Annotated in this window: 24 protein-coding genes and 1 pseudogene; 10 read left to right on the forward strand and 15 right to left on the reverse strand. The window is 64.8% G+C overall.

The window, feature by feature from the left end; translation table 11 throughout:
- Positions 1-112: 112 nt before the first annotated feature.
- Entirely contained in the window at positions 113-1,408 is a 1,296-nt protein-coding gene (locus ACSQ23_RS11575) for a tetratricopeptide repeat protein (protein ID WP_436090725.1), read from the reverse strand.
- 220 nt (positions 1,409-1,628) lie between these two features.
- On the opposite strand from ACSQ23_RS11575, the gene ACSQ23_RS11580 reads away from it, so the two are divergent.
- On the forward strand, positions 1,629-2,405 hold the full coding sequence (locus ACSQ23_RS11580) for an alpha/beta fold hydrolase (RefSeq protein WP_436090726.1): 777 nt from the start codon (positions 1,629-1,631) through the stop codon (positions 2,403-2,405).
- 133 nt (positions 2,406-2,538) lie between these two features.
- Here ACSQ23_RS11580 and ACSQ23_RS11585 read toward each other — a convergent pair whose 3' ends face one another.
- From ACSQ23_RS11585 to ACSQ23_RS11625, 9 genes are all read right to left on the reverse strand, one after another.
- A complete protein-coding gene (locus ACSQ23_RS11585; protein ID WP_055878103.1) occupies positions 2,539-3,279 on the reverse strand; it encodes an SDR family oxidoreductase in 741 nt (246 codons plus the stop codon).
- A 4-nt stretch (positions 3,280-3,283) separates the two neighbouring features.
- Entirely contained in the window at positions 3,284-4,738 is a 1,455-nt protein-coding gene (locus ACSQ23_RS11590; protein ID WP_436090727.1) for an aldehyde dehydrogenase family protein, read from the reverse strand.
- A 28-nt stretch (positions 4,739-4,766) separates the two neighbouring features.
- Positions 4,767-6,386 carry an ABC transporter ATP-binding protein gene (locus ACSQ23_RS11595; RefSeq protein ID WP_436090728.1) on the reverse strand — a complete coding sequence of 540 codons (1,620 nt, stop codon included), beginning with the start codon at positions 6,384-6,386 and terminating at the stop codon, positions 4,767-4,769.
- Complete coding sequence (locus ACSQ23_RS11600) at positions 6,386-7,252, reverse strand: ABC transporter permease (RefSeq protein WP_436090729.1); 867 nt, start codon at positions 7,250-7,252, stop codon at positions 6,386-6,388. The genes ACSQ23_RS11595 and ACSQ23_RS11600 overlap by 1 nt, the downstream gene beginning before the upstream one ends.
- On the reverse strand, positions 7,249-8,196 hold the full coding sequence (locus ACSQ23_RS11605) for an ABC transporter permease (RefSeq protein ID WP_436090730.1): 948 nt from the start codon (positions 8,194-8,196) through the stop codon (positions 7,249-7,251). Before ACSQ23_RS11605 ends, ACSQ23_RS11600 begins: the two co-directional genes overlap by 4 nt.
- Positions 8,197-8,400: 204 nt before the next feature.
- A complete protein-coding gene (locus ACSQ23_RS11610) occupies positions 8,401-9,891 on the reverse strand; it encodes an ABC transporter substrate-binding protein (protein WP_436090731.1) in 1,491 nt (496 codons plus the stop codon).
- A 270-nt stretch (positions 9,892-10,161) separates the two neighbouring features.
- Positions 10,162-11,472, reverse strand: coding sequence for an acetylornithine deacetylase/succinyl-diaminopimelate desuccinylase family protein (locus ACSQ23_RS11615; protein ID WP_436090732.1), 1,311 nt, complete (start codon positions 11,470-11,472; stop codon positions 10,162-10,164).
- On the reverse strand, positions 11,444-11,620 hold the full coding sequence (locus ACSQ23_RS11620) for a hypothetical protein (protein ID WP_436090733.1): 177 nt from the start codon (positions 11,618-11,620) through the stop codon (positions 11,444-11,446). Before ACSQ23_RS11620 ends, ACSQ23_RS11615 begins: the two co-directional genes overlap by 29 nt.
- Positions 11,621-11,664: 44 nt before the next feature.
- The gene (locus ACSQ23_RS11625; protein ID WP_055878116.1) at positions 11,665-12,048 is read right to left on the reverse strand and encodes a VOC family protein; all 384 of its coding nucleotides are present in this window, start codon (positions 12,046-12,048) and stop codon (positions 11,665-11,667) included.
- A 74-nt stretch (positions 12,049-12,122) separates the two neighbouring features.
- Between ACSQ23_RS11625 and ACSQ23_RS11630 the strand changes: the two genes are divergently transcribed.
- On the forward strand, positions 12,123-12,758 hold the full coding sequence (locus ACSQ23_RS11630; RefSeq protein WP_055996123.1) for a 5'-methylthioadenosine/S-adenosylhomocysteine nucleosidase: 636 nt from the start codon (positions 12,123-12,125) through the stop codon (positions 12,756-12,758).
- Here ACSQ23_RS11630 and ACSQ23_RS11635 read toward each other — a convergent pair whose 3' ends face one another.
- Positions 12,759-13,073: a hypothetical protein gene (locus tag ACSQ23_RS11635; RefSeq protein ID WP_055996120.1), complete on the reverse strand. Its 315-nt coding sequence runs from the start codon at positions 13,071-13,073 to the stop codon at positions 12,759-12,761.
- A 255-nt stretch (positions 13,074-13,328) separates the two neighbouring features.
- Between ACSQ23_RS11635 and ACSQ23_RS11640 the strand changes: the two genes are divergently transcribed.
- From ACSQ23_RS11640 to ACSQ23_RS11650, 3 genes and pseudogenes are all read left to right on the forward strand, one after another.
- Positions 13,329-14,132, forward strand: a complete 804-nt coding sequence (locus ACSQ23_RS11640) for a DUF2189 domain-containing protein (RefSeq protein WP_055878122.1) — start codon at positions 13,329-13,331, stop codon at positions 14,130-14,132.
- 148 nt (positions 14,133-14,280) lie between these two features.
- Positions 14,281-14,616 (forward strand): hypothetical protein, encoded by a 336-nt coding sequence (locus tag ACSQ23_RS11645; protein WP_055878123.1) that lies wholly within the window; start codon positions 14,281-14,283, stop codon positions 14,614-14,616.
- Positions 14,617-14,749: 133 nt separating this feature from the next.
- A pseudogene (locus tag ACSQ23_RS11650) lies at positions 14,750-15,160 on the forward strand (cell wall hydrolase); the annotation flags it as partial.
- Between the two features lie 152 nt (positions 15,161-15,312).
- On the opposite strand, the gene ACSQ23_RS11655 reads toward ACSQ23_RS11650, so the two are convergent.
- Both ACSQ23_RS11655 and ACSQ23_RS11660 read right to left on the reverse strand, forming a co-directional pair.
- Positions 15,313-15,996: an exopolysaccharide biosynthesis protein gene (locus ACSQ23_RS11655; RefSeq protein ID WP_055996114.1), complete on the reverse strand. Its 684-nt coding sequence runs from the start codon at positions 15,994-15,996 to the stop codon at positions 15,313-15,315.
- Positions 15,997-16,049: 53 nt separating this feature from the next.
- Entirely contained in the window at positions 16,050-16,706 is a 657-nt protein-coding gene (locus tag ACSQ23_RS11660; RefSeq protein WP_436090734.1) for a DUF2076 domain-containing protein, read from the reverse strand.
- Positions 16,707-16,881: 175 nt separating this feature from the next.
- Here ACSQ23_RS11660 and ACSQ23_RS11665 point away from each other — a divergent pair, with 175 nt between their 5' ends.
- Positions 16,882-17,541: a sulfite oxidase-like oxidoreductase gene (locus tag ACSQ23_RS11665; RefSeq protein ID WP_436090735.1), complete on the forward strand. Its 660-nt coding sequence runs from the start codon at positions 16,882-16,884 to the stop codon at positions 17,539-17,541.
- A gap of 61 nt (positions 17,542-17,602) precedes the next feature.
- Here the strand turns inward: ACSQ23_RS11665 and ACSQ23_RS11670 are convergent, their stop codons facing one another.
- Entirely contained in the window at positions 17,603-18,106 is a 504-nt protein-coding gene (locus tag ACSQ23_RS11670) for a DUF1993 domain-containing protein (protein ID WP_436090736.1), read from the reverse strand.
- 31 nt (positions 18,107-18,137) lie between these two features.
- Complete coding sequence (locus tag ACSQ23_RS11675) at positions 18,138-18,671, reverse strand: hypothetical protein (RefSeq protein WP_436090737.1); 534 nt, start codon at positions 18,669-18,671, stop codon at positions 18,138-18,140.
- Positions 18,672-18,795: 124 nt separating this feature from the next.
- Here ACSQ23_RS11675 and ACSQ23_RS11680 point away from each other — a divergent pair, with 124 nt between their 5' ends.
- The 4 genes from ACSQ23_RS11680 to ACSQ23_RS11695 all read left to right on the forward strand — a co-directional run bounded on the left by ACSQ23_RS11680 (position 18,796) and on the right by ACSQ23_RS11695 (position 22,573).
- On the forward strand, positions 18,796-19,494 hold the full coding sequence (locus ACSQ23_RS11680; protein WP_436090738.1) for a hypothetical protein: 699 nt from the start codon (positions 18,796-18,798) through the stop codon (positions 19,492-19,494).
- Between the two features lie 157 nt (positions 19,495-19,651).
- The gene (locus ACSQ23_RS11685) at positions 19,652-20,134 is read left to right on the forward strand and encodes a hypothetical protein (protein ID WP_436090739.1); all 483 of its coding nucleotides are present in this window, start codon (positions 19,652-19,654) and stop codon (positions 20,132-20,134) included.
- Positions 20,135-20,474: 340 nt separating this feature from the next.
- On the forward strand, positions 20,475-21,950 hold the full coding sequence (locus tag ACSQ23_RS11690) for an AMP nucleosidase (RefSeq protein WP_055878137.1): 1,476 nt from the start codon (positions 20,475-20,477) through the stop codon (positions 21,948-21,950).
- A 14-nt stretch (positions 21,951-21,964) separates the two neighbouring features.
- Positions 21,965-22,573 carry a hypothetical protein gene (locus tag ACSQ23_RS11695; RefSeq protein WP_436090740.1) on the forward strand — a complete coding sequence of 203 codons (609 nt, stop codon included), beginning with the start codon at positions 21,965-21,967 and terminating at the stop codon, positions 22,571-22,573.
- The last annotated feature ends 5 nt before the right edge of the window (positions 22,574-22,578 follow it).

The raw sequence follows: 22,578 nt of genomic DNA on the forward strand, positions 1-22,578 counted from the left end.
TTCAGGGATTCTGGGTTGACTCACCTTACCCAACCCGATCGGCCGGGTCATTCCCGTGCTCGTTGGAGTTTCCGCTTCCCCTCGCTCGGTATGCGCTGGGCGCACGGGTCGGTCAGGCGGCCGTGCCCAGCCGTTCGTTGACCAGCGCCAGCGCCTGGTTGAGCGGCACGCCGTCCGGGTCCCAGGTGCGGCGCATCTCCAGCATCTGCTGGGCGATCACCCAATTGCCGAGCTTCAGATGCGCATCGAGCAGCAGCTGCCCGAACAGGTCGCGCTGCGCGTGGCTGCCGCCGATCTCGGTCATCCGCGGGTTGGCGACCGAAAGCCACTTCGCCGCTGCTGCGTAGTCGCCTCGCGCATGCGCCAGGACGCCCCGCGCCGCCGGCAGCGCCACTTCCCACCAGACCACCCGATCGAAAGCCGACGAGGTCGCGGCCTTCTCCTCAACGGCGCGCATCAGCTCGTCGGCTTCGACGCGCTCGGCTCGCGCCAGCCCATAGAGATATTGCAGCGTCAGGAAGGGCTGGATGGTGTCGCGCCCCCTGCCCCGCATATGGTCCGCCACATCCTCCCAGCGGTTGCCGACATCCATGCCGGCGACCTCCATACGAGCCAGCAGCGACACGGCGCTCACCTGGTCCTGCGAATAGCCCGGCTCGATGCCCCAGACATGGTTGTCATAGGCATCGAACACCGCGGCGTGGTCGCCCTGGCTGATGTGGAACAGCGCCTTGTGCCACCAGTTGTGGGTGTACATGAAGGAGTTGAGATCGACCCAGGTCCGCTGCGCCTCGGCAAGGAACTGCACGCCCTCCTCGACGCGCCCGGTGCCCAGCATCACGTGCGCCAGCGCATGCTGCGCCCAGGGCTCCTTGGTCTTCAGTTTCAGCGCCAGCCGCGCCTCGCGCTCGGCCGTCTCGAGATCGTGCAGTTGCTCGTAGCCGAAGGCCAGCATGCCGTGAATATGCGGGTTGTCGGCATTCGCCGCCTCCGCCGCCTTGGCGATGCGCAGCATGTTGGCGGCATCGCCACGGTTGAAGCTGAAATACTGGTGCAGCTTCACCGAGGTGAGGTCGCGCGGATGGCGGGCGACGATCTCGTCGCCAATCGCCTGCACGGCAGGAATGTCGTCGGCGATCCAGCGCTCCAGCTGCGCGATCAGCATCCGCTCGCGTTCGTTGGCGCCGGCGGCGGCAGCCTGCGCTCGCGCCAGGTACTTGCCCGCCATGGCCTTGGCGCCCTCGGCCTCGAGAAACATCCAGGTGAAGCCGGCATAGGTGTTGGCAAGCACCGCATCCGGCTCGCCGTCGGCTGCGGCAATGATGTTGGCAGCCTTCTTCTCGTAGCCGAGGAAGCCGGTGACGAAATCGTCGATCCCCTGCAGCGTCACCGCGGAGGCGCGGCTCACTTCATTTCCGAGGGCGTCCTGTGCCATGCTCGCACTGGGCAGGATTGCGTTTCTTTGAACCGCACTCCTGCTCCAGGTCCTTGTTTTGTCGCGAGATCGAACCGGAAAGGTCTGCAACCTTTCCTGATCACGCTCCAGCCATTTGTCCAACCGGTCAAATATAGACCTCGCGTCAGACCTGTCCACGCCACGGCCGAGCAAAAACAATCGAGATGGCCCCATGCCTGAGTTCCAGAACGGCGCCGCCACGGTGCACTACGAAATCCTCGGCGAGGGCAAGCCGCTGTTGCTGATTGCGGGCACGGCGAGCGATGGCGCCAGCTGGGGACCGCTGTTGCCGTTGCTGCCCGGCCGGCAGCTGATTCTGATCGATAATCGCGGCTCCGGCCGGACGCGGGTCGAAGGCCCGATCGAACTCGCCGAGATGGTCGCCGATTGCCTGGGGCTGCTCGACCACCTCGGGCTCGAGCGGGTCGAGGTGATCGGACATTCGCTCGGCGGCTTCCTTGGCCTGGCACTTGCAGCCACCCATCCCACCCGGGTCAGCCGACTGGTAACGATGGGCGCTGGCACCATCAACCCGAAGGCACGAGTGCTGTTCCGCGACCTGTCGCGGCTCTACTTCACGGTCCCGGCGCCCGATTGGTTCCGGTTGCTCTACCAGTGGTTGTTCTCGACGCCGTTCTTTGCCGACGAGGCGAACGTCGCCGCAGCAGCAGCGGCGTCGAGCACCTACCCGCACCGCCAATCGCCCGGCGATTTCGCCCGACAGGTCGCGGCGATCGATCGCGGCATGATCGTCGATCTCTCGATGGTCGCCTGCGAGGTGCTGGCGCTCTCAGGCGATCTCGATCTGCTGGCGCCGTTTGGTGCTGTCGAGGAACTGCACGGCAAGGTGCCGCGCTTCACCCAAGCACCGATCGCCAACGCCGCCCACTCGCTGCATTGGGAAACCCCCGCGGCGGTGGCGCGGGAGATCAACGGCTTTCTCCGCTGACGTGACAGGACCGTGCGCTTGGCGCCCCTCACCCTAACCCTCTCCCCAGAGGGGCGAGGGGACGCACTTTGCACCGCCAGTGCCACAACGCCCCTTCGCCCCTCTGGGGAGAGGGACGGGGTGAGGGGCGCGCCTAAATCACCCGGCCGCCATCAACCTCCAGCGCCACGCCGGTGATCATCGAGGCTTCGTCCGAGCAGAGGAAGCAGGCGGCATTGCCCATGTCCTCGGGGGTCGAGAAGCGGCCGAGTGGGATGGTCGAGAGGAACTTGGCCCGGATCTCGGGCGTATCCTCGCCCATGAAGGTCTTGAGCAAAGGCGTTTCGCCGGCCACCGGGTTGATGGCGTTGACCCTGATACCCAGCGGCGCCAGTTCGACCGCCATGGATTTGGTCGCCGTCACCATCCAGCCCTTCGACGCATTATACCAGCTGAGCCTGGGGCGTGGGCTCACGGCGGCGGTCGAGGCGACGTTGAGGATCGCGCCGGTCTTCCGCGCCTTGAAATGCGGCACGAGATGCCGCGCGGTCAGGTAGACCGACTTCATGTTGACGTTGAACACCCGGTCGAAATCGGCCTCGGAAATCTCGTCCAACGCCGCCGGCAGGTGCGAGACGCCGGCATTGTTGACGAGGATATCAACCTTGCCGAAGGCCATCAGCGCCGCCGCCGCCAGCTGATTGACGCTCGCATCCTTGCTGACGTCGACATGGCCTGCCTTCTGGCCGAGTTCTCTTGCCAGCGCCTCGGCGCCGTCGAGGTTGATATCGGCGATCAGCACTTTTGCGCCCTCGGCCGCGAACTTCCGCACGATGCCGGCGCCAAACCCCGATGCGCCGCCGGTAACGATGGCGACCTTGCCTTCCAGTCTCATGAAATCACCCGTGCCATGCGGCCACTGTCTTCAACACCGAGAAGCCGTAGAGCGCCTCGAAACCCTTTTCGCGGCCGTGGCCGGACTTGCCGATGCCGCCAAACGGCAGCTCGACGCCGCCGCCCGCGCCATAATTGTTCAGGAATACCTGGCCGGTTTTGATCGCCTTGGCCATCCGCATCTGCCGCCCGCCATCGCGGGTCCAGACGCCGGCCACTAGGCCGAAATCCGTGCCGTTGGCGATGGCTATCGCTTCAGCCTCATCCTCGAACGGGATCACCACCTGGACCGGGCCGAAGATCTCGTCCTGCGCCAGCCGGTTGTCCGGGGAGACGCGGGAGAGCAGTGTCGGCGCCTGGTAGTGTCCACCCTGCGGCGCGTCGCCTACGACAGTACCCTCTGCCGCGATCTCGGCGCCGCCGAGGTCGGTAAGAAACCCGCCAACGATCTCCTTCTGCCGCTCCGACACCAGCGGGCCGAGATCGAGATCGGCGATGGCCGGCCCGACCCTCAGCGCCTGGTAGCGCCCGGCCATCCGCTGCAGCACCTCGTCATGGATCGACCGGTGCACCAGGATGCGCGAGCTGGCCGAACAGGTCTGGCCGGCATTCTGGATACCGGCATTGATCAGGAAGGGCAGTGCGCGATCGAGGTCGGCATCTTCGAACACCAGTTGCGGTGACTTGCCGCCCAGCTCCAGCGTTACCGGCACGACATTGTTGGCCGCCGCGTGCTGGATCAGCTTGCCGACGCCGACCGAGCCGGTGAACGAGATGTGGTTGACGCCCGGATGGGCCGTCAGCGCAGCGCCGGCTTCCTCGCCCAGCCCCGGCACGACGTTCAGCGCGCCGGCTGGCAGCCCGGCCTCCTCGGCGATCTTGGCGAAAGCGATGGCGGTGAGGCAAGCCTCCTCCGCCGGTTTCAGCACCGCGGCATTGCCCATCGCCAGGGCACCGGTCACCGAGCGGCCGATGATCTGCATGGGGTAGTTCCAGGGGATGATGTGCGCTGTCACCCCATGCGGCTCGCGCAGGGTGTAGACAGTGTAGCCATCGAGATAGGGGATGGTCTCGCCGTGGATCTTGTCACAGGCGCCGCCGTAGAACTCGAGATAGCGCGCCAGCGCCAGCGCATCGGCCCTGGCCTGCTTCAGGGGCTTGCCGACATCCAGCGCCTCGATGCGCGCCAGGTCGTCGACCCGCTCCAGCACCTTCTGCCCGATGCGGCTGAGGATCCGGCCGCGCTCCGCCGCCGGTGTCCGCCCCCACTCGCCGGCCAGCGCCGCCTGCGCAGCCGCGACTGCCGCATCGACGTCGGCGGCCTTGCCGCGGGCGATCTGGCCGATGGTCTCGCCGGTCGAGGGGTTCTCGATCGGCAGATAGTCGCCACCCTGCGGCGCGATCCAGCGGCCGCCGATGAAGCACTTGGTGGGATCGAAGAACAGGTTGAGGTCGGTCATCTTAAACTCGTATCTGCCGCGGCCGTGGCTATGCGCCCGCGGCCTCGCGCTTGGCAAGCGCGGCCTCGAGGTTAGGTGTCGCCGCCAGCAGCTCCTGCGTGTAGGGATGCTTTGGCGCCCGGAACACTTCCTCAGTCGCGCCCTCCTCGACGATCTTGCCGGCCCGCATCACCAGCACCCGGTCGGTGATGGAGCGGACCACGGCAAGGTCGTGCGAGATGAACAGGTAGCTGAGCTGCAGCCGGTCAGAGAGCTCGGCCAGGAGGTCCAGCACCTGGGCTCGCACCGAGACGTCGAGCGCCGACACCGCCTCATCGAGAATGATCAGGCTCGGCTCGATGATCAGCGCCCGGGCAATGGCGATGCGCTGCCGCTGGCCGCCGGAGAATTCGTGCACGTATTTCTCGCCATCGGCGGCCGAGAGCCCGACCTCGTCCAGCGCTCGGGCGATGCGCTTGTCACGCTCAGCGCCTGATGGAGCGGCTGAGCCGAGCAGATGGAACGGCTCGCTGACCAGCCGATCGACCCGATGGCGCGGGTTGAAGCTGCCATAGGGATCCTGGAACACCACCTGCAGGTGCCGGCGCGTGGCGAAACTGGCGCCTTTCTTCGGATCGATCGGCTCGCCTGATATGGCGATGCGACCGCCCTGGGTTGGCTCCAGCGCCATGATGGCGCGGGCCAGCGTAGACTTGCCGCAGCCGCTCTCGCCCACCAGCCCGACATTTTCGCCCTTCTCGATCCTGAGGCTCACGCCGTCGACGGCGCGCAACACCTTGCGCTTTTCGAACAGCCCGCGACGTGGCAGCGGGTATTCGCGCACCACGTTGTCCACGGCCAGCACGGGGGTGCCGCCAACCACGGCCGGCGGGATGCGTGGCGGGACATGCGAGGAGGCTTCGAACAGCGCCTTCGAGTAGGGATGCTGCAGGGCGCGGAACAGCTGGACGGTCGGCCCTGCCTCCACCACCTCGCCCTGCCGCATGATCGACACCTTATCGGCGAGCCCGGCGATCACCCCGAGATCGTGGGTGATGAACATGAGCCCCATGCCGTCTTCATCGACCAGCTTCTGCAGCAGCTTCAGGATCGCCGCCTGCGTGGTCACGTCGAGCGCGGTGGTCGGCTCATCGGCGATCAGCAGTTTTGGCCGCATGGCGATGGCCATGGCGATCACCACACGCTGCCGCTGGCCGCCGCTCAGCTCGTGCGGGTAGCGATCGAGTGGGAAGCGCGAGGTGGGCAGTTCGACCCGTTCGAGGGTCTGCCGCGCTACTTCAAGCGCGTCGCGTCGCGCCATACCGCCATGCACCATGGCAGTTTCGGCCACCTGGTCGCCGATGGTTTTGACCGGGTTCAGCGCCGTCATCGGCTCCTGGAACACCATGCCGACCGTGCCGCCGCGGATCCTCCGCATCTCGGCATCCGGCAGCCCCAGGACTTCGCGGCCATCGAGCTTCACCGAACCCGATGTCGTCGCGCCGAACGGCAGCAGCTGCATGACGCTCAGCGCCGTCATCGACTTGCCGGAGCCGCTCTCGCCGATGACCCCGAGGATTTCTCCCGCATCGACCGACAGGTCGATATCGCGCAGGATCGGGAACTTGCCGATCGACAGCTGCAGGTCCTTGACGTCGAGCAGCGCCATCAGCGGTTCCGCCTCAGGCGCGGATCGAAGATATCGCGCAGGCCGTCACCGAGCAGGTTCACGCCCAGCACCATCAGCACGATGGTCAACCCGGGCACCAGCGCGACGTGCGGCGCGAGACTGATCATGGTCTGGCTGTCGGCCAGCATCTTGCCCCAGCTTGGAGTTGGCGGCTGTACGCCGAGCCCGACATAGGCCAGCGCCGCCTCGGCGAGGATGCCGAGGGCGAACTGGATGGTCGCCTGTACCACCAGGGTGTTGAGGATGTTGGGCAGGATATGCTCGAACGAGATCCGCGCCGCGCCCTTCCCCGAAACCCGCGCCGCCATGATGAATTCGCGCTGCCACAGGCTCAGTGCCCCTGCCCGCGCCAGGCGAGCGAACACCGGCATATTGTAGAGCCCGACCGCGATAATGGCGTTGATCGCGCCCGGCCCGAACACCGCAGTGATCAGGATGGCGATCAGCAGCGCCGGGAAGGCGAACACCAGGTCGTTGGCGCGCATCAGCACGTCATCGAGCAGCGTGCCACGCTGCGCCGCGGCCCAAAGGCCGATCGGCACGCCGATCACCATGGCGACCGTCACTGCGATGAAGGCCACGGCGATCGAGGTGCGGGCGCCCACCATGATCATTGAGAAGATATCGCGGCCGAAATGATCGGTGCCGAACCAATGCTCGGCCGAGGGCGGCTTCAGCTTGTTGGGGATGTTCTGGAGGAGATAGTCGTATGGCGTCCAGACGAACGAGAGCAGCGCCGCTATGACGAAGACCAGGGTGATCGCCGCACCGATGAGGAAGTTCGGCGAGCGGAGCGCCGCCTTCAGCAGGCTGTCGCGGGTGGCGGGTGCGGCAATAGCGCTCATCGCGTCGCCCTCCTGAGGCGCGGGTCGACGAGCGCATAGGTGATATCGACGAGGAAGGTGACGAGGATCACCGCAAACACCAGCAGCATCACCACCGATTTCACCACGATCAGGTCGCGCGAGGTGATGCCCTGGAACACCAGCCGGCCGAGGCCGGGCAGGAAGAACACGTTCTCGATGATGATCGCCCCGGCGAGGAGGAACGAAAACTGCAGCCCGATGATGGTCAGCACCGGGATCAGCGCGTTGCGCAGCGCATGCCGCCACAGCGTCTGCCCCTGGCTCAGGCCCTTGGCGCGAGCCGAGCGGATATAGTCCTCACCCAGGGTGTCCAGCAGGGAGGAACGCATGACGCGCGCCAGGATCGAGGCCTGCGGCAGCGCCAGCGCCACGGCCGGCAGGGTCAGTGCCTTCAGCGCCAGGAGCGGATCCTGCCAGCCGGGAAAGCCGCCGGCGGAGAACCATCTGAGGGTGATAGAGAACAGCAGCACCAGCAGCATGGCGAACCAGAAGTTCGGCACCGCAAGGCCGACCTGCGTCGCTCCCATGATGCCGACATCAGTGGCCGAGTTACGCCTGACGGCGGCGAGAATGCCGACGGGAAAGGCGATCAGCGTCGACAGCGCCAGTGCATAGATAGCCAGCGGGAGCGAAATCCAGATGCGGTCGGCGATCAACCCGGAGACCGGCACCTTGTAGGTGTAGCTGATGCCGAAATCGCCATGCAGCAGCCCCAGCACCCAGGTGAAATAGCGCTCGAGCAGCGGCCCATCGAGGCCGAGCGCGGTGCGGAGCGCCGCTGTCGCCTCAGGCGTGGCGTTGAGCCCGAGCATGAACTGCGCCGGATCACCCGGCACCACCTCGAGCACGAGGAAGATGACGATCGAAGCAGCGATCAGACTGAGGATGAGCGAGACCAGGCGGCCGAGGATGAAGGAAGGCATTAGCTGGCGCCCTCGCTCGTGCAGTCGGCAACGATTGCCGTTTCCCCACAGATGTCATCCCAGCGAAAGCTGGGACCCATTTCTCCCGCCGAGCAGGCGGTGAGTAGGGTCCCAGCTTCCGCTGGGATGACATCGCGGCTGTGGGAGGGGCTGGTGATCAAACGCATCAGAGTGGGAGGCGGGCATTGCCCGCCTCCCAAGCACTCACTCTTCCCAGGACACGCCGGTGAGGTCGGTCGCCTGGGTGGGCGCGTTCTCCCACATGCCCTTGAGCTTGGCGTTCTCGACCCCGACCTTGGCCAGTTCGAACAGGAAGCCGACGGCGTAGTTGTCGGCGAGGTTCTTTTCGGCGGCCTTGGTCAGCTCCGAGCGCTTGGCCGGGTCTGATGTCACGGCGAGGTCGGCGATGAGCTTGTTGAAGTCGGCATTGTTGTACTGGAAGTAGTACCCGTCGCGCGCAAAAATCCCGATATCGTTGGGCTCGGTGTGCGAGATGATGGTCAGGTCGTAGTTCTTGTCAGTGAACACTTCGCTGAGCCACTGCGCCCATTCGAGGTTGGTCACTTCGGTCTTGATGCCGACCGCCGCCAGCTGGCTGGCGATGATCTCACCGCCGCGGCGGGCATAGCCCTCGACCGGCGGCAGCTTCAGCGACAGCGTCAGATCGGTGACGCCGGCTTCGGCCAGCAGTGCCTTCGACTTTTCCGGGTCGTAGTTCGACTGCGCGGTCAGGTCGATATAGTCGGGGTTGGCCGGCGACAGGAAGGTGCCGATCGGGGTGCCGTAGCCGAACATGGCGCCATCGATGATCGCCTGGCGGTCAATGGCATGGGCGATGGCTTCGCGGACCTTGACGTTGTCCAGCGGCGCCTTGCCGTTGTTCATGGTCAGGATGGTCTCGCCTTCGGTCGAGCCGATCACCACGCGGAAGCGCGGATCGCTCTGGAACTGTGCGACGGTCTCGGGAGCCGGGAAGTTCGGGAAGGTGTCAACGTCGCCGGCCTGCAGCGCCGCAAAGGCAGCGGTCGGATCGGCGATGAACTTGAAGGTCGCGCCTTCGAGCTTCACCGGGGTGCCCCAATAGGCCTGGTTCTTTTCGAGCGTGATGCTGTCGCCCTCGACCCGGTCCTTGAAGCTGAACGGGCCGGTGCCGATCGGGTTGGTCTTGTTGGCGTCGGCGCTTTCCGGCGCCACGATCACCGCATCGCCCCAGGCGAGGTTGTAGATCAGGTTGCCGTCGGGCTGTTTCAGCGTGACCTTGACGGTCGCCGGATCGACCACCTCCACCGAGGCGATCGAGGCGTAGAGCGCCTTCTGGGCGTTCAGCGAGCCCTCGGCATTGATGCGGTCGAGCGAGAATTTCACGTCATCGGCGTTGAAATCGGTGCCGTCGTGGAACTTGGCGCCCTCGACCAGGTGGAAGGTGTAAGTCAGGCCATCCTCGGAAATCTCCCAGGATTTCGCCAGCGCCGGCACGACACTGCCGTCGGCGATGATGCGGGTCAGGCCCTCGAAGACGTTGGAATAGAGCACTTCGTCGACGGCGGCCGCGGCCTCGGCAGTCGGGTCAAGGCTGGGCGGCTCGAGCACGAGGCCGACCTTCACGTCGGTCCGCGCCTGGGCGAATGCCGGCGTCATCGCGGTGGTCATTGCCAATGCGCCGGCGAGAGCCAGCACGACCAGTGATCTGCGCATGATTATCCCTTCTGTTTCCGACCGCTTACCCCCGCGGTCTTGAGGCGATCCTAGGATGCTTCCGGCTTCAGGTGAACCGGCTGCACGGCGCGATTTGCGCGTAGCGCATAGCTTGCGGGAAACAACATTCTTCCGATAGCCACCACCGTACATGCCTCCTTTCACCGGGTCATTCCCGCGAAAGCGGGAATCTCCGTTCTGGGGCGCGCCGAGAGCGCGGCAAACAGAGGTTCCCGCTTTCGCGGGAATGACTCCGTGGGCACAGCACGATCACGACTTGGGTCCCAACAAATCGAGCAGCGCCAGCGCCATGACCTTGGCCGAATCCAGCATGTCGTCGACGCCGACCCACTCGTCCGGCTGGTGCGCCAGGTCGAGAATGCCGGGGCCATAGGCAATGCAGTTCTTCAGCCGGCCGATCCGGTCGATGTGCTTCTGGTCGTAAGTGCCGGGCGAGACCACATATTCCGGCGACACGCCGATCACCTCGGCAATTGCCTTGGCGACAGAGCGCACCACCGGAGCGTCCTTCTCGGTCATGGTCGGCGAAATTGTCCAGAGGTCGCGGATCTCGTAGCTGAAACCCTGCCGCTCTGCCTTGAGCTTTTCGAGCAGGTCGATCACCTCCTGCCGCACCGCGACGGGGCTTTCCTCGATCAGGTAGCGACGATCGATGACGATGCGGGCCGAATGCGCCACCACCGGCGCCGGAAAGCCGGTGAAACCGCCCTCGGGCTCAGCCTGTCCGCCGTGGATCGAGTTGATGTTCATGGTCGATTGCCGCGCCCCGGGCGGCACCACCGGCATGGCGGTGCGCTTCTGGCTCAGCGCCGGGTAGAGCACATCCTCGAACTGCCGCAGCACCTCGGCCATATGGCGGATGGCGCTGTCGCCGAGGAACGGCATGGAGCCATGGGCGATCCGGCCGAAGGTTTCGATCTCGGCCCACCAGACACCACGGTGGCCCAGACAGATCCGATCCTTGTTCAGCGGCTCGGGAATGATGACGTGCTGCACACGCGCTGGGGAGAAATAGCCGTGCTCGGCAAGATAGGCGACACCGCCGAAGCCGCCGGTCTCTTCGTCAGCGGTGCCGGAAATCTCGATGGCGCCGCGATAGTCGGGCACAACGTCGGCAAACGCCTCGGCGGCGATGATCGAGGCGGCGAGGCCGCCCTTCATGTCGCAGGTGCCGCGACCATAGATTCGGCCATCTTTCAGTTCGCCACCGAAGGGGTCGAAGGTCCAGCCGCGGCCGACCTCCACCACGTCATGGTGCGAGTTGAAGTGCACCGTGTCGCCCGGCCCGGCGCCCTCACGACGCGCCACCACATTCCAGCGCGGGTACTTGTCGCTGTCGCCGGGCTTACCATCGGCACGAACCAATTCAACGGCATAGCCGCGTTTGCTCAAGCGACTTGCGAGGTAGTCGCAGATCTCGCGGTAGTTATTGCCCGGCGGATTGATCGTGGGGATGCGGATCAGGTCCTGCGTCAAGGCGATCAGGTCGTCGCGCCGGGAGTCAATTTCGGCAGTGAGGCGCGGCTTCACGTCAGCCGGCGGCGAAGGTGCAATCGTCATGGCGCGGCAGACTGTTGTCCGCCGCGCGTCCTGTCAATGCGGAGTCCACGCCGAACTTCACCCGTTCGTCGAACGGCTGAAGCTCCAGTTCTCCGGTTGGTCGCGCTTTCGATCCCCGGATCAAGTCCGAGGAGGAAAAAGTCTGCAATCCCCGCCTTCGCGGGGACAGGCTTTCTCCTGAAAGCGCTCCGGTCAGTTCGGCTCGTCGCCGATGGCGAGGATGTTGCCCTCGGAATCCTTGAACCAGGCGCCGTGGTACGGGCCCATTTTGGCCATGCCGTTCTCAGTCTTCAGCCCGGGAAAGTCATATTCCTCGAACTTCACGCCGCGCGCCCTCAGCATCTGCATGTCGGCTGCGACATCCTTGGAACTGAACGCCATGGCGGTATTCTGCGCGGTGCCGGCGAACTGGGTCTCGTAGAGCTGGAAGCCGGTGCCGTCAGCGAGGCGGTAGACGATGCCGATCGGCAGCTCCTCGGCCGGCTCGAGGCCGAGCTTGTCGCGATACCAGGCCTTGGCCCGGGCGAGGTTGGAGGCCGGGATGGTCGAGTAGGCACGATGATCGGACAGAAGCATGTTCTCCTCCGTTGCATGAGCCGCTTTTCGAGCTTACGCCTCCGGCTCCAGGCTGAAAATCCGGACGAGTCCTCATGCCCTTTGCTTCCCGCACGCCCGGCGCGGCCGACATCCTGTATGTCATGGCGCTCGACAACGAGTACGGCCCGCACCTGCGCTCGCGCATCACGCCGCTGATGACGGGTGTGGGTCCGGTGGAAGCGGCGATCGTGGTCACGCACGCGCTCGCCAAGCTCGACGCCCAAGGCAAACTTCCGGCGCTGGTAGTGTCACTGGGTTCAGGAGGGTCGGCGAAGCTGGAGCAGACCGGGGTCTACCAGGCGACTTCGGTCGATTATCGCGACATGGACGCCTCGCCGCTCGGGTTCGAGCGGGGCGTGACGCCGCTCAGCGACCAACCGGCGGTCATTCCGCTCGGGCCGTTCGTCCCTGGCATCGCCAAGGCGACGCTGTCGACCGGCGCCAATGTGGTGTCGGGCGCGGCGTACCAAGGGATCGGTGCTGACATGGTGGATATGGAGACCTACGCCGTGCTGCGGGCTTGCCAGCGCTTCAAGGTACCGCTCATCGCACTGCGCGGTATCTCCGATGGCAACGAGGAGTTGGGCCATCTAGACGACTGGACGCGCTACCTGCACGTGGTCGACGAGAAGCTGGCGCATGCGGTCGACCTGCTGGAAGCAGCGATCGCCAGCGGAGCGCTCGAGTAGCTAGCGCTGCTTGTTCTTCCGGCTGCGCTGCCAGTTGGTCCACTTGCGCTGCACCCAGAAGCTCAGCCGGTTGAGCGGGCCCTGCAGGAACGGCAGGTCGAGCGCCAGGAGGAACAGGCCAAGCGGCAGCATCCAGACGCCAAGCAGCGGCAGGAAGCTGAACACGCCGCCCAGAATCAGCAGGATGCCGAGCGGGATGCGGACGATCCGCGAGGATGGCTTGCGGATCCACGCGAGAAAGCCGGTTGAGGCGGGTACAGCGCGGCCGATCCTGTCGAACTGCCGGTGCAGCCTCGCACCTTCCTTGCCTGTCATCGTGGTCCCCTTTTTCCCTGTGGTGGCAATGCATTTGGGCATCGGAGCCCGCGCATCAAACCGGCGACGGTCGCTTTTTGTCCGGTTCAGGACCTTGAAATCGAGGGTTCGTCCACCGCAGCACACGAAAGGCTTACTTCGACAGGATCGAAAAACCGGGCTAGGATGGTGTTCGAGACGCAGTGGCGGTTACCGCCGGGCGTAGCACACGCCAAGCGGCGACCGTCCTGGCTCCCCATTTCGAGGAGGATGGAGATGGTCGGCTTTCACGTGCTCACCAATGCGGAACGGCTCGATGTTCCCGAGATCCGCCGCATCGGCTTCGACGACCTCACGGGCGCCCTGGCCGAAGGCTGGCGCGATTTCTGGCAACGACCCTCGCACCTGGCCTTCCTGGGCCTGATCTATCCGCTGGTCGGCGCGATGCTGGCGGTCTGGACCTCCGGCAACAATTCCTGGCCATTGCTGTTCCCGTTGATTTCCGGCTTTGCGCTGGTCGGCCCCTTCCTGGCGCTGCCGATCTACGAGATGAGCCGGCGACAGGAGCAGGGTCTCGATACGCATTGGCGCGCCGCGTTCGAAGTGTTCCGGACCCCGGCCTTCGCCTCGATCGCCGCGCTCGGGGTGATGATGCTGATCGTCTTCACCGTCTGGCTGATGACGGCGCAGTTCATCTACGAGACCTTCTTCGGCCCGGGGTCGCCGCCGACACTGATGGCTTTCGTCAACGAGGTGCTCACCACATCGGCGGGCCAGCAGCTGATGATCTGGGGCAACCTGATCGGCTTCGTGTTCGCGGCCTTCGTGCTCGCGACCATGGTGGTTTCGATCCCGCTGCTGCTCGATCGCGACCTCGGCACCGCCATCGCCGTGCAGACCTCGCTGCGGGTGACGCTGAAGAACCCGCTGCAGATCGCGGCCTGGGGCTTCATCGTTGCCGCGCTCCTGGTCATCGGCACGATTCCGCTGCTGGTCGGGCTCAGTATCGTGGTGCCGGTGCTCGGCCACGCCACGTGGCACCTCTACCGGCGTGCAGTGGTTCCGGCCGGCGCACGTTAACTATTCGTTAACGGATTGCGCTCAAGTTTATCGAGCTTAAGTAGAGGGCAGGACGACGCTACCGACTGGTAGCCCTGCCCTCGCCCAGTTTCCGGAACCCCGAAAGCCGCTGTCGCGTTAGCATCTCACACATTGAGGAGCTTCAGCCATGGCCCATTCCCGCGGTTTCGACCTGTCCCACTTCACCGACGATGCCCAGGAACGCTTCGGCCGCCAATTCTCCAGCCTGGCGCGGGATGCGAGCCACCTGTCCGATGCGCTCAGTCGCTACAGCGCCGGCGCCCGGCACGATGTCGGCCACTTCGCTCACGACCTCGCGGATGGCGCGATGCATCAGGGTGCCGTCGCGGCACGGGTGCTCGGCAAGCAGGCGTGGAGGGCCGGCAAGGCGGTGCGCCGCGATCCGGCGCCCACCATGGCAGCGCTGGTCGGGCTCGCCTGCCTCGTCAGCCTGGTGATGGCATCGGGCAGCCGCCGGCGCTGATATCCTCAACGCACTCTTAACTCCACTACGTGCATTCTAGGGAGCACGGGCAGCGTCAGCCCGGCTCCTTAGTTGTGTTTGCGTTCTGGAGTCATCGTTGGCAGGGTCACTCAAGCTGCTGTTCGCGGCGCCGATGCTGTTGAGCCTCGTCGCCGGCTGCGCCACTTTCTCTCTTGGCGGTCTTTCCTCGCGCGATTGCCTGGCGCGCGCCATGTACTTCGAATCCAACCGCTCGAGCGAAGACGGCATGCTGGCCGTCGGCACGGTGGTGATGAACCGCGTCGCTGACAAGCGCTACCCCCAGTCGGTCTGTGGTGTCGTCGGGCAGAAAAACCAGTTCGCCCCGGGCGTGCTGAACAAGAAGATGACCGAGAAGCGCTCCGCCGCGCTCGCCTACAGCGTTGCCGACCGGGTGCTGCGCGGCGCCCGCCATCCGACGCTGTCGCGCGACGTGAAGCACTTCCACACCGCCGGCTACCGCTTCTCGTACAACAACATGTTCTACGTGCTGGAAGCGGGCGGGAACAATTTCTACGAGAAGCGCAAAGCCGGAACCTTCACCAACGATCCGTTCTCGGCGCTGGCTTACTGGTGAGCGCCCTTGAGCATTTCACCCTTGGGTTGCGCTCGGTGATAGGCTGAGACAGTGTGCCTCGCCGGATGGCGCCTACTGCTGCATCTCGAAGATGAAACGCTCTAAACAGCCGGCACAGGCGGCGGCGCGCCCAGCCCGAAGAAGCTGAGCACGACGCCGACCGTCCAGCTGATCAGCACCCAGTAGATGCCGCCCACTACTATCGTCGAGACGATCCCCACCAGGGCGCCAAGCACGATCCAGATGCCGTCGCGCTCGAGCAGGCCAAGGGCGATGATGCAGATGGCGATCGACGGGGCCATGTTGGCGCCCGGGATCGGCAGCAGCACCAGCAGCGCCATGACGAAGGCCACGAAGCCCGCGAAATAGACCGCCGGGCGCTTCGCCAGAAACTCGAAGCGCGGCTTCATGATGCCTTCGGCGCGGGCCAGCCAAGGCGAGGCCGCTTTCATCACACGGTGGAAATCGACGCGGCTCAGCGACCGATCTGTGATGATGCGCGGCAACCAGGCGTTCATCCCCAGCATCAGTTGGGCGGTGAGAAACACCAGCGGTGCGCCAACGACCGCCGAGACGCCGGGCGGCATCGGCAGAGCAGTGATGATGGCGAAGATGAACATCAGCGCGCCGAGCGCGCGACGTTTCAGCGCTTCGAGGAGATCGCCGATGGAGATCCGGTCCCGGTCCTCCGCCGTCGCAATTGCCATCAGGATGGCCGAGAGGCGATCCGCTCCCTCGGCCTTGTCTACCTTCGATAGGTCGATCTCAACATGCGGTTCTGTCATCGGCCGCGATCATGCCCAACGATTCCCCAATGCGGCAACCCCATGGGGCTGCGTCAGAAATCCCCGCCCATGTCGAAGCCGCCGCCATCGCCACCACCGAAATCGCCCCAATCCCCGCCGGACTGATCGCCGCTGTCCTGGGCTGCGCCCTGATCCTGGTCGTTGACATTGTCGTTACCGGCGTCGGTGGCGGGCTGGTCGTTGGCCGAACTCTCGGCGGCATGCGCGCCGCCGGCGCCGAACAGCGAACCGATGGCGCTGCCGAGCAGCACACCGCCGGCGACGCCAAGCGCGGTCTGCGCTGCGCCGGCAAGGAACCCACCGCCCTGCCCCACCTGGCCGCGCTGATAGCGGGTGTCGGCCGGATCGTCCTGGCGATCCCAGGGGCTGCGGCTGCGCTGCACCTGCTGGTTGTCGTCGTAGCGGTTCTGGCGGCCACGACCATCGTCGAACAGGCCACCGAACATGCCGCCGCGGCCTTTTTCCTCGACCTCGCGTTCAAGCTCCTGAATACGCCGCTCAGCGACCTCCAGGGCGTGCTGCTGCACCAGAATGGTCTGTGCCATGTAGTAGGGCGCACCCGGCTGCCGGACGATCTCGCGATCGATCAGGTCCTGTGCCTCGGGGTCGCGCTGAGGGTTCTTGCGCTCGACATCGGCAAGCCGATCGAACAGGCCTTCGATGGCGCGGCGGTCTTCGGGGTTCAGCATCTTCACTCTCCAATGTTGAACGATCCCGGAAAACATGGGGACCATTGCCGGGCCTCACAATGGGTAAGGCGGCCATAATTGGACATGAGGGCGGTGCGGGGCTGCTAAGCGCAGGAATGTCCATTGACTTGCCGCACCGGTCGGCCAAGCTTTTAGCGAGAACAGAGAGGCCAGCATGTCCAGCGACGACGATCTCCCCGAAGACAGCAAGCTCACCAAAACCAAGTCGCGTTGGGCCGAACTCGGCAAATTTCTCACCGGGCAGCTGTCGCGGCCCGAAGATGCCCGCCTGCCGCCGGGTCAGCATCTGGTGAAGAACTGGCCCATCCTCGACCTCGGGCAAACCCCGAACGTCGCCAAGGAGGTCTGGCGCCTCGATATCGCCGGTCAGGTCGAGCGCCCACAAACCTGGTCATTCGACGATTTGATGGCGCAGCCGCAGGCCGACAAGCTCAGCGATATCCACTGCGTCACCAGTTGGTCGCGCTACGACAACCACTGGAAGGGCGTCACCACCCACCAGTTGATGGATGCGGTTGGAGTGAAGCCGGAGGCGCGCTTCGTGCTGTTCACCTCGAACGACGGCTACACCACCAACATGGCGATCGAGGACTTCGCCTCCGGGGACGCGCTGATCGCCCATACCTGGGAGAACGAGCCGCTCAGTCGCGACCATGGCGGCCCGGTGCGGCTGGTGGTCCCGCACCTCTATTTCTGGAAGAGCCCGAAATGGCTCAAGCGCATCGAGTTCGCCGAGCGCGACCACCGCGGCTTCTGGGAGGTGCGCGGCTATCACAACCACGCCGACCCGTGGAAGGAAGAGCGTTACTCCTGAGATCGGCAGTCGGCAGTCGCACGGAACGAAACCCGGTACTGCCGACTGCCTATTCCCTACCTCAGCCGCCGGTGAAATCGCGCTTGCCGATCGGCACGCCGTTGTGGCGCAGGATCGCGTAGGCGGAGGTGATGTGGAAGAAGATTTGCGGCACCGCATTGAGCGTCACATGCTCGATCGCCGGAACCTGAGTGTCCTCGCCGCGCACCTTCAGCGTCAGCGTCTTGCCCTCACTGCCGGCGAGATCGGCCTCAGAGAAGCTCGCGACGAACTCGAGTGCCTTCTTCACGCGAGCGCGCAGGTCCGCCAGCGTCGCCTCATTGTCTTCCCAGCTCGGCGGGGTGCGGCCGGTCAGCCGCGCCAGCGTGAACTTGATGCGGTCGGTGGTCGACTGCACCTGGAATGACAGCGGGTGCATGTCGGGCGCCAGCCGCGCCGACACCAGCACCTCCGGCTTGATCTTGCGCTCGGCGGCGTTGACCTCTGCCTTCACCAGGATGGCGTCGAGGTTGTTCAGGTAGCGCGTGAACACCGGAACGGTGATCGCGTACATGGAAAGCGACATAAGTAGTCCTCAGGGGTTGGTAGGCAGATGATCACCAGCTGTGGTCGACGCTACGCTCGCGGGGCGTGGGCTGGACGATGGAAGGCCAGTAATAGTCCTCGGGCAGGACCACCTGGAAGTCATAGGTAACCAGTTTATCGCCATCCACGGCGATAGCAATCGAGTGGGCGCCGACCGGATCGCCCGGCGCAACGCACCAGCTGTGGCTGAACCAGCCCTCCCCATCGAGTTCGGGCATAAAGGTGCGCGTCGCCACCTTGGCGTCGGCAGAAATATCGATGCCGTCATCGGGATCGGTGGCGAGGGTGCCCCAATCCTCAAGCGGCATCGGCAGGCTCAGGGTTTCGGTGGCGGTTTTGGGCGCAGTGCCCTCAGCCAGCCGCACATACCAGTTGTAGCAGGCGTTTCCCGGCAGCAGGGGCACGACCGTATCGTTCAGGACCTCGTCTTCGCCGGCATAGCGGAAGGTGACCTGAAACACCGAATCGATCATCTCGGCCGCCAAGGATGGGCCCGCGGCGAGCAGCGCAAGCAGCAGTGCAGAGGTTGAAACCGGCAGACGCATAATCCCTCCTCGCGTGCCGGGCGAAACATAGCGACAAGCCGCTGAGGCCGGAAGCGATTTTGTGACGCCCACTCGCCTCGCCGCGCGACCGCTGACATAGTCCGGCGCACAAATGGAGGCCGACATGCGCCGTCTGATGACCATACTCGCCGCCCTGACCGTGACGTCTACAGCCTTCGCCCAGGCCGACGCAGGAACCGGGAGCTATGACGACTTCGTGCCGACCACCGAACTCAGTACGGGCACCGAAAACCCGCCCGACACTGCGCTCGTCCGCCGGCTGTTCACCCTCGCCTTTACCGAGCCCTGCAATGCGGCAATCGACGGCGGTTATGGAGGTACCGAACCGCGGGTGTTCGACCTTGCGTACCAGGGCAGCTACGACGAACCCGGAGCGCCGGCGCACAAATTTCGTCTCTATCAGTTCAACTGCAATGGCGGCGCCTACAATTTCAGCTCGGTGTTCTATGGCTGGGACGAGATCGACGGGCTGCAGCCGCTGAGCCTTGCATCGCCCAGCACTAAGCCGAGCTACGACGAAGCCGCCGGCGATGGCGACGGCAAGCTGATCAAGCTCGAGCTCACCGGAATGACCGCCAGCTTTCTCGTCACCAATGCCGACGTCGATGACAAATCGGGAACCATTGCCGCCACGGCTTACTGGCGCGGCATCGGTGATGCCTCGAGTATCGGCGTGTGGACGCTGGCCGACGGCGAGTACCGATTGGTCAGCTATGACGTCGATGCTTCCTATTACGGTGAGGTGAACCCGATCCGGGTATTCGACCGTTCCGAGCCCGAGGACATTGCCTTGCCGAACTAGCCAGCATTGGCCGGCGAGGACTACGCGCAGATATGCGAACCCTTCGGTAAGCATTGAAGCAATGTGAGCGCGTCGGTCATATTGTCCTCCGTTTCAAGGTGTTAGCCTCGCAACCGCGGACGCTGCCGACCTCCGGCAGCGCATTGGAGAAAGCCTCATGAGCGTCGTTCGGTATCTTGCCGGCGTGGTCGCCGGCCTCATCATCATACTTGCCAGCTTCACCCCGACTTACGCGCAGGACATGGAAACACGGGTGATCGTGCCCGACGTGCCCGGCGGCGCCCTGTTTACCGGCTGCTACCAGGTGCAGCAGCGCCTCTACGGTCCCTATCGCATGACGTTCTGCCTCGAGCAGCGCGGCACTTACACGGTGCGTGGCGGCGGCGTGCGGTGCGACGGTCGCCTGACCTGGAACGCCCGTGGCCGTGACATCAACATTCAGCTCAAGCGCACCTCGTGCGGCAATGGCGTCGCCTGGAGCGCCGATCGCATGACCTGCCGCGGCGGCAACCTGCTGCCGGCCTTCCTCGCTCGGATCATCGTTCCCGACCTGCCGGTGCTGCAGACGCTGCGCTGCACCTATACGCCGTCGGTTTCGAGCGAGCGTCCGATGCAGATCACGGCCCGTCGCATGGACTGACATCGCCCGCGTGTCTTCTGACATCGCGCCGTCATCGGCACAAAATAAGAGGGCCACGAACCATCTCTGGTTCGTGGCCCTGAGAAGCGCCGGCCGCACTGTTGAGGGCTTGGGGGCAGCGGCGGGCAACTTCTCCTGCGTTCACCGGTGCATGGGTCGTTTGCAGTAGTCCGATGAACTCCACTCTAAGATGGGTGTGCTTTGCGGCATGAAAAGTGCCTTCACCGGAAGGTGAAGAACATGAACAGCTCGTAAGGTGCGCCGATTGCCGAAGCGCCCCGAAACTCCTAAGGATGGGCTGCAAAGCGGTGCCGAGCATCGTCTTGCCAACGAGAAGAACATGGACACCATCACTCCGCCGGGCCTGCCGCAGAAGGCGTTCACCGATCCGCACGCCGCCTGGGCTTATGTCGCCGAGATCTACCACCGCAATACCGGCTTCATCCGCGAGCAGTTGCTCGGCCTGACGCGCGGGCGCGTCCCCAAAGGCCGGGTGCGGGCGTTCTATCCGGAAGTGCAGGTCACCTCGCGCAGCTACGGCAAGACCGACAGCACCCTCCCCTATGGGTACCTCCACACGCCGGGCATCTATCGCACCACGATCACCGCGCCCGACCTGTTCAAGAACTACCTGATCGAGCAGTTCGAGGTGATCCTCAGGAACCATGGCGGCGCCATCGAGGTCGGCGAATCCTCGACCCGCATTCCGCTGCATTTCGCCATTCCCTCGACCGAGCGGATCGATGGCGAGGCGATCAACGCCCTGCCGATCCCGCTGCGCGACCTGTTCGACGTGCCGGACCTGCAGGACACCGACGACGAGATCGCCAACGGCACGTTCGTGCCGCCGCCCGGCGGCCCCTATCCGCTGGCACATTTCACCGCGCCGCGGGTCGACTATTCGCTGCAGCGGCTCAGCCACTACACCGGCACCGAAGCCGAGCATTTCCAGAACTTCGTGATCTTCACGAACTACGGCTTCTACATGGATGAGTTCGCCCGCGTGGCCGAACGCTACATGCAGGAGGGTCACCCGGAATATGACAGCTTCGTCGAACCCGGCGGCTTCGCCACCTTGAACCAGCGCCTCGGCGGCGGCACGTCGGGGCTGCGGGCCACGCGTACCCCGCAGATGCCGGCGCTGCACCTGACCATGCCGCGCAACCGCGGCATCACCATCGTCAACATCGGCGTCGGGCCCTCCAACGCCAAGACCATCACCGACCACATCGCGGTGCTGCGGCCGCATGCCTGGATCATGCTCGGCCACTGCGCGGGCCTCCGCAACTCGCAGGAGCTGGGCGACTACGTGCTGGCCCACGCCTACCTCCGCGAAGACCATGTGCTCGACGCCGACCTGCCGGTGACGGTGCCGATCCCGGCGCTCGCCGAAGTGCAGGTGGCGCTCGAAAAGGCAGTGGCCGAGATCACCCATCTCGAAGGCATCGAGACCAAGCGGATCATGCGCACCGGCACGGTGGCCACCTTCGACAACCGCAACTGGGAGCTGCGCGACCAGGCCTCGATCACCCGGCAGCTGTCGCAGTCCCGCGCCGTCGCCCTCGACATGGAATCGGCCACCATCGCCGCCAACGGCTTCCGCTTCCGTGTCCCCTACGGCACGCTGCTGTGCGTTTCGGACAAGCCACTGCACGGCGAACTGAAACTCCCCGGCATGGCCTCGGATTTCTACCGTACCCAGGTGAACCGCCACTTCCAGATCGGCCTGAGGGCCATGGAGATTCTGCGCGATCAGCCGCCGGAGCGGCTGCATTCGCGCAAGCTCAGGAGTTTTGCCGAGACGGCGTTCCAGTAAAGGACGAGCACGAGGTGGCGCCCGACATTGCCTATCTCGAGTTGATGAGAGTCATCCGCGCGCGCCTTCTTTTGGGCGCGGCAGTGTCACCCGACGAGCACCCGCTTTTCAGAGCAGAGCGACTGGCACTGCAAGTTCGCAAGGTGGTTGAGGGAGTCACATTTGCCGCCCTAAGCGGTGTTGAAGCTCGAAACGGACAAGGCCTGGCTGCCTTGCGAACCAAAGACGCAGATCAGTTACTCACCTGGCTCGAGAAGAAGCGGTTGTTGCATCTTCCAGCAGCTCAACGCCTAGTCAAGCCGGTGGAGGGCTACAAGATGGTGCTTGAGGGTGGCGCCGGCGCTGCCGCTGGATACGACATCGACTCCACCGAACTGAAGCAGATGTTCTCTAGAGCTAGCGGCCTCGTACATGAACGGCATCCTGAGCGGACGACCGCTGCCAGCTTGGCCGCAGAGACCGACACGCTTGAGGAGGACTTACGCAGACTCAGAGAATGGCTTTGGCTTCACATCATGTTTCTTCGGGGCGAGGGGTACCTAATTCAGATGGGGCAATACGGCACCCCGTCATTTATGGTGCCGCTCTCAAAGCAAAGTGATCTACCGCCTGAACTCGCCTAGGCTCC

It is taken from the genome of Devosia sp. LjRoot16 (genome assembly GCF_964252795.1).
GTDB lineage: Bacteria > Pseudomonadota > Alphaproteobacteria > Rhizobiales > Devosiaceae > Devosia_A.

Bases quoted from the DNA above. Each gene is read 5' to 3' on its own strand.
- ACSQ23_RS11580 (WP_436090726.1), top strand. From the start codon at position 1,629: ATGCCTGAGTTCCAGAACGGCGCCGCCACGGTGCACTACGAAATCCTC.
- ACSQ23_RS11585 (WP_055878103.1), bottom strand. From the start codon at position 3,279: ATGAGACTGGAAGGCAAGGTCGCCATCGTTACCGGCGGCGCATCGGGG.
- ACSQ23_RS11590 (WP_436090727.1), bottom strand. From the start codon at position 4,738: ATGACCGACCTCAACCTGTTCTTCGATCCCACCAAGTGCTTCATCGGC.
- ACSQ23_RS11595 (WP_436090728.1), bottom strand. From the start codon at position 6,386: ATGGCGCTGCTCGACGTCAAGGACCTGCAGCTGTCGATCGGCAAGTTC.
- ACSQ23_RS11600 (WP_436090729.1), bottom strand. From the start codon at position 7,252: ATGAGCGCTATTGCCGCACCCGCCACCCGCGACAGCCTGCTGAAGGCG.
- ACSQ23_RS11605 (WP_436090730.1), bottom strand. From the start codon at position 8,196: ATGCCTTCCTTCATCCTCGGCCGCCTGGTCTCGCTCATCCTCAGTCTG.
- ACSQ23_RS11610 (WP_436090731.1), bottom strand. From the start codon at position 9,891: ATGCGCAGATCACTGGTCGTGCTGGCTCTCGCCGGCGCATTGGCAATG.
- ACSQ23_RS11615 (WP_436090732.1), bottom strand. From the start codon at position 11,472: ATGACGATTGCACCTTCGCCGCCGGCTGACGTGAAGCCGCGCCTCACT.
- ACSQ23_RS11625 (WP_055878116.1), bottom strand. From the start codon at position 12,048: ATGCTTCTGTCCGATCATCGTGCCTACTCGACCATCCCGGCCTCCAAC.
- ACSQ23_RS11630 (WP_055996123.1), top strand. From the start codon at position 12,123: ATGCCCTTTGCTTCCCGCACGCCCGGCGCGGCCGACATCCTGTATGTC.
- ACSQ23_RS11635 (WP_055996120.1), bottom strand. From the start codon at position 13,073: ATGACAGGCAAGGAAGGTGCGAGGCTGCACCGGCAGTTCGACAGGATC.
- ACSQ23_RS11640 (WP_055878122.1), top strand. From the start codon at position 13,329: ATGGTCGGCTTTCACGTGCTCACCAATGCGGAACGGCTCGATGTTCCC.
- ACSQ23_RS11645 (WP_055878123.1), top strand. From the start codon at position 14,281: ATGGCCCATTCCCGCGGTTTCGACCTGTCCCACTTCACCGACGATGCC.
- ACSQ23_RS11655 (WP_055996114.1), bottom strand. From the start codon at position 15,996: ATGACAGAACCGCATGTTGAGATCGACCTATCGAAGGTAGACAAGGCC.
- ACSQ23_RS11660 (WP_436090734.1), bottom strand. From the start codon at position 16,706: ATGCTGAACCCCGAAGACCGCCGCGCCATCGAAGGCCTGTTCGATCGG.
- ACSQ23_RS11665 (WP_436090735.1), top strand. From the start codon at position 16,882: ATGTCCAGCGACGACGATCTCCCCGAAGACAGCAAGCTCACCAAAACC.
- ACSQ23_RS11670 (WP_436090736.1), bottom strand. From the start codon at position 18,106: ATGTCGCTTTCCATGTACGCGATCACCGTTCCGGTGTTCACGCGCTAC.
- ACSQ23_RS11675 (WP_436090737.1), bottom strand. From the start codon at position 18,671: ATGCGTCTGCCGGTTTCAACCTCTGCACTGCTGCTTGCGCTGCTCGCC.
- ACSQ23_RS11680 (WP_436090738.1), top strand. From the start codon at position 18,796: ATGCGCCGTCTGATGACCATACTCGCCGCCCTGACCGTGACGTCTACA.
- ACSQ23_RS11685 (WP_436090739.1), top strand. From the start codon at position 19,652: ATGAGCGTCGTTCGGTATCTTGCCGGCGTGGTCGCCGGCCTCATCATC.
- ACSQ23_RS11690 (WP_055878137.1), top strand. From the start codon at position 20,475: ATGGACACCATCACTCCGCCGGGCCTGCCGCAGAAGGCGTTCACCGAT.